General features: G+C 49.7%; 1 rRNA gene and 1 pseudogene. Both read left to right on the forward strand.

Features of this window, described 5'->3' with window-relative positions:
* Nucleotides 1-195 (forward strand): annotated as a pseudogene (locus BKD70_RS08725) (sulfoxide reductase heme-binding subunit YedZ); the annotation flags it as partial.
* A 488-nt stretch (nucleotides 196-683) separates the two neighbouring features.
* Nucleotides 684-1,043 (forward strand): 16S ribosomal RNA (locus BKD70_RS08730); the annotation flags it as partial.

Here is a 1,043-nt window from a genome sequence, read left to right on the forward strand (position 1 = left end):
AAGCTGCATCGTCTGGTCTATGTGATTCTTGGGCTCGGTTTGCTGCACATGCTATGGATAGTGCGGGCGGATCTGAAGGAGTGGGCTATCTACGCTTCTATAGGTGCGCTACTTCTGTTGATGCGGGTGCCGCCGGTAATGCGTCGAATCCCTCGCCTTATTGCTAAAAAAGCGCCTTCTGCCACAAAAGCGTAATTAAGCCTTGACGGCAGATTCTGGAAGCCTATAATTCGCCCCACTTCCGGCGCAGTCGAAACGGAAAACTCCTTGGTAAACAATGAGTTATGCAGTTTTCGGCAGCAAGTTGCTTCAGTTCATCGAAGCCAAAAGGAAGTTGAAAAAGAGGTGTTGACAGCAGCGTGTAACGCTGTAGAATTCGCCTCCCGCTTACGAGAGATCGCAAGCGCAAGTGGTTGAAGTTGTTGAAGAAATCTTCGAAAACTTCTGAAAATAACCACTTGACAGCAAATGAGGCTGCTGTAGAATGCGCGCCTCGGTTGAGACGAAAGATCTTAACCAACCGCTCTTTAACAACTGAATCAAGCAATTCGTGTGGGTGCTTGTGGAGTCAGACTGATAGTCAACAAGATTATCAGCATCACAAGTTACTCCGCGAGAAATCAAAGATGTAACCAACGATTGCTGAGCCAAGTTTAGGGTTTCTTAAAAACCCAAAGATGTTTGAACTGAAGAGTTTGATCATGGCTCAGATTGAACGCTGGCGGCAGGCCTAACACATGCAAGTCGAGCGGTAGAGAGAAGCTTGCTTCTCTTGAGAGCGGCGGACGGGTGAGTAATGCCTAGGAATCTGCCTGGTAGTGGGGGATAACGTTCGGAAACGGACGCTAATACCGCATACGTCCTACGGGAGAAAGCAGGGGACCTTCGGGCCTTGCGCTATCAGATGAGCCTAGGTCGGATTAGCTAGTTGGTGGGGTAATGGCTCACCAAGGCGACGATCCGTAACTGGTCTGAGAGGATGATCAGTCACACTGGAACTGAGACACGGTCCAGACTCCTACGGGAGGCAGCAGTGGGGAATA

This window comes from Pseudomonas sp. BS-2016 (assembly GCF_001806145.1).
GTDB classification, from domain to species: domain Bacteria; phylum Pseudomonadota; class Gammaproteobacteria; order Pseudomonadales; family Pseudomonadaceae; genus Aquipseudomonas; species Aquipseudomonas lundensis.